Source organism: bacterium, assembly GCA_030652805.1.
Taxonomy (GTDB): Bacteria; JAHJDO01; JAHJDO01; order JAHJDO01; family JAHJDO01; genus JAHJDO01.
In genome coordinates, this window is the sequence record JAUSPT010000048.1 from 1 (window position 1) to 3,390 (window position 3,390).

Here is a 3,390-nt window from a genome sequence, read left to right on the forward strand (position 1 = left end):
AGTGAAGCTGTAGGAGGTTAATAGATAGTAAATAATTTGTTAATAATCATTAATAAAACTCGACAAATGTTAATAAATAGATTATATTAAATTATGGCTTATATAAATACACGTGAAGCCGCTCGCAAATTGGGAGTTCACTCAAATACACTTAGGAATTGGGCAAATGGGAACAAGATCAAACATATTAAAACACCAGGAGGACAACGAAGATATGATGTTGATAACTTCCTTGGAGAGCAGAAGGAGGCTGCCAGAATATGTTATTGCCGAGTTTCCAGCTACAAGCAAAAAGATGATCTTGAACGCCAAGTCCAATTTATGCGAAATAGGTTTCCAGAAGCAACAATCGTCAAAGATATCGGGAGTGGCATTAACTTTAAAAGAAAAGGTTTATACGCCATTTTGGAACGAGCAATGCAAGGAGATTGCATCGAACTTATATCTGCCCACAGAGATAGACTATGCAGATTTGGATTTGATCTCATCAAATGGATTGTTGAGAAAAGCGGCGGAAGAATCGTGGTTCTTAACGACAACAATCTCTCACCCGAAGCAGAGCTCACTCAAGATTTACTCACAATATTACATGTCTTCTCATGCAGAATGCATGGTCTCAGAAGTTACAAAAACAAAATTGCTAAGGATTTCGCCGACAAGAAATCAAAAGAAGATATTCAAAAATTGGACTGATTGCAGCAGATATGTGTTCAACCGAACTATTGATTATATCAGATCGTGTATAGGCTGGACACCGACATGGATGGATATTAAAAAAGATATGTTAAAACAGTTGCCACCATGGTGTACCTCCGTTCCTTTTCAGATTAAAGGCATCGCTATTAAAGAAGCCTGTAATGCTTTCTGGAAAGCTAAGGGTCATCCTGCTTTCAGAACAAGGAAAAATCCTGAGCAAAGTTGTTTTATTCCAAACTCTGCATTGAGCATTAAGGGCATTTATCCAAGAATATCGGGTAAGGGTTTATGTTTTCAAGAAAGTTTACCAGATAACAACAGAGATTCCCGTTTAATTTGGCGTTATGAAAAGTGGTGGGTGGCTGTTTCTTACAAAGAAAAACTATCTATAGGAGAGAGCCAATCCAAAATAGTTTCCCTTGACCCAGGAATACGGTCATTCATCACTTTTTACTCTCCAGATTATAGTGGACATCTTGGCAAAGGGGATTTTAGTCGGATTCAACGTTTATGTTTTCATCTGGATAATCTTATTTCTAAAAGGGACTTGCAGAAGAATAAACAAAAACGCAGATCTCTTACGAAAGCATCACGCAGAATAAGGGCTAAAATCAAAAATTTAATAACTGAATTGCACCATAAAACAGCTAAATTTCTAACCGATAATTTTGATGTGATCTTGCTCCCTACTTTTGAAACAAAACAAATGACAGGCAAGGCAGGACGAAATCTTCGCAAAAAAAGTGTTCGATCTATGCTTACTTTTTCACATTATAAGTTTAAGCAATTCTTAAAATGGAAAGCTTTTCAAACTGGAAAATTAGTTGTTGATTGTAATGAAGCATACACCAGTAAAACACATCCACAAACAGGCGAAATTAGGAATATTGGATCCGCCAAGTGGATTAAGTTATTGGATGGGTCAAGGGCATGTCGGGACGAAGTAGGCGCTCGTAATATTCTTTTGCGAGCTTTGGTAGATCCGCCCGCAGGATTGCCCTGCGCAGTTAACTTTAGTTAAGAAAAAAGGATCGGGAAACAAAACTGTCCACAGAAAGATAAAAGAAGAGTCAGTTGAAATGGTGAAACAACAAATATTATTACAAGGAGGAAATAGTGGATAAATTAACAATAAAGCATTTTCTTGATGAATTACCCATAGAAATATTGGAGTCAGTATATAGCATCGATATCTCTACAAATTTTAAATTGTTTAAAGCACAAATGGATTACGACCAAGATATTTATGAAAGATACAAAGACAATATATATCGACCAGTTGATGATGATGATTATTGCGCTGATTTTATAGACTTTAAGATTGGTCCGTGGCGAGTCGTGATGGAGACAGAAAATCGGGTTGGTGACAACTCCGTCAGAGCTAAAGCAAACTGTCCATAGAAAGATCGAAAGGAGGGTTAAGATGGAAAATGAAGACAGAACAGCAGAGGAGTTAATGTGGGAATGTAAATATTGCGGGCAGAACGAGAAACCAAAATGCATACAATGTGTCCGAAAAGACGGGCTGGTCTTAACCGAGATTGATACAAAGGAGGATTGTCGTGAAAATAAAAACAATAAAATTCCAAGACAGACGTGACTTTGTAGCAGTTTATGAATGCGAACATTGCGGGTATGAGAAAGAAGATTGCGGCTATGACGATACTAATTTCCATCACAATATTATCCCAGACATGAAGTGCAGTCAATGCGGGAAAAAGGCAGGCGAAGGTTACAGACCCTTAGCCACCAAGTATCCTGATTATGTTTCTGTATAACGCTAAGGTCAGCGGCAGGCACTTTTGCCTGTCCGCTGGAGTGAATTGTTATCATTGATTTTATGGAGGATTTATGGAACCATGCGACGATCCAAAACATGAAGGGAATACCCCCAAGTACCATACTGGCAAATTGTGTATTGAAGGGTGCGGCAGACCGGCAGGAACAGCTTGGGGGGCTTATTGGTGTCAACCTTGCAATGCTGAAAGATTGAAAAAAATAAGTGGTCAATTTGATAATTTGCTCCACTCGTTTAAGGGATAACAAAGGATAGGCAGACTTCGCTTTTGCCTGTTTGCAGAAGTGGCGTTGTTGTCCTGATTTGATTATTTTAAAGGAGGAACTATGTTAGTTTGTCCAGAGTGCAAAGGGGGAAAAAGTTTAAAATTCCAACCGATAACCCGCTAAATGTCTATGCAACAGAGGGTCTAATTGTTTATGATACTTATGTATGTGGAACGTGTAAAGGGACTGGTGAGGTTTCAAGGCTTACTCTTGCTATTTACAAGGCTCGTGGGGAGCCAGCACCAGAACCTTTAGTGACTACTCCCCATCTCCTTTAGATCGTGTCTAATGAGGTTATTTTTCCTTCTTAATAAATCGCCCTACCTCGTAAGCACCAAAATAGAAAAAACCAACTATCATTGCCAGGTATCCTAACTGTGAATCGATAAGCATAGTTTTTACATACCCAGCCCACTCGGAAGAAAACTTCCAGATTACACAAGCAGAAAGAGTCATAAATATAAAAGACCCCATGACAAGCCATGCAAGGATTCTTCTTGTGATAGACCGGATAGAGTTTTCGCTTGCGGTTGTTTCTTGTATCTTCAGCCATGTATCCATTATTTTACCGGCATCAGCGGCTTTTTCTTGATCAGTATAAAAGGCGTTATCTAACATCGAAACCCCGCT

Annotated in this window: 6 protein-coding genes; 5 read left to right on the forward strand and 1 reads right to left on the reverse strand. The window is 38.8% G+C overall.

The genetic code is table 11. The features are described 5' to 3' along the window. The first annotated feature begins 93 nt into the window (after positions 1-93). The 5 genes from Q7J67_05225 to Q7J67_05245 all read left to right on the forward strand — a co-directional run bounded on the left by Q7J67_05225 (position 94) and on the right by Q7J67_05245 (position 2,474). On the forward strand, positions 94-693 hold the full coding sequence (locus tag Q7J67_05225; GenBank protein ID MDO9464680.1) for an IS607 family transposase: 600 nt from the start codon (positions 94-96) through the stop codon (positions 691-693). Further along, positions 611-1,717, forward strand: coding sequence for a transposase (locus tag Q7J67_05230; GenBank protein ID MDO9464681.1), 1,107 nt, complete (start codon positions 611-613; stop codon positions 1,715-1,717). The genes Q7J67_05225 and Q7J67_05230 overlap by 83 nt, the downstream gene beginning before the upstream one ends. 95 nt (positions 1,718-1,812) lie before the next feature. After that, positions 1,813-2,097, forward strand: a complete 285-nt coding sequence (locus Q7J67_05235; protein ID MDO9464682.1) for a hypothetical protein — start codon at positions 1,813-1,815, stop codon at positions 2,095-2,097. Positions 2,098-2,119: 22 nt separating this feature from the next. Beyond that, a complete protein-coding gene (locus Q7J67_05240; GenBank protein MDO9464683.1) occupies positions 2,120-2,296 on the forward strand; it encodes a hypothetical protein in 177 nt (58 codons plus the stop codon). Continuing rightward, positions 2,259-2,474 (forward strand): hypothetical protein, encoded by a 216-nt coding sequence (locus Q7J67_05245; protein ID MDO9464684.1) that lies wholly within the window; start codon positions 2,259-2,261, stop codon positions 2,472-2,474. Before Q7J67_05240 ends, Q7J67_05245 begins: the two co-directional genes overlap by 38 nt. Before the next feature lie 580 nt (positions 2,475-3,054). On the opposite strand, the gene Q7J67_05250 is transcribed toward Q7J67_05245, so the two are convergent. Next, a partial coding sequence (locus Q7J67_05250) for a hypothetical protein (GenBank protein MDO9464685.1) occupies positions 3,055-3,390 on the reverse strand: 336 nt, incomplete at its 5' end.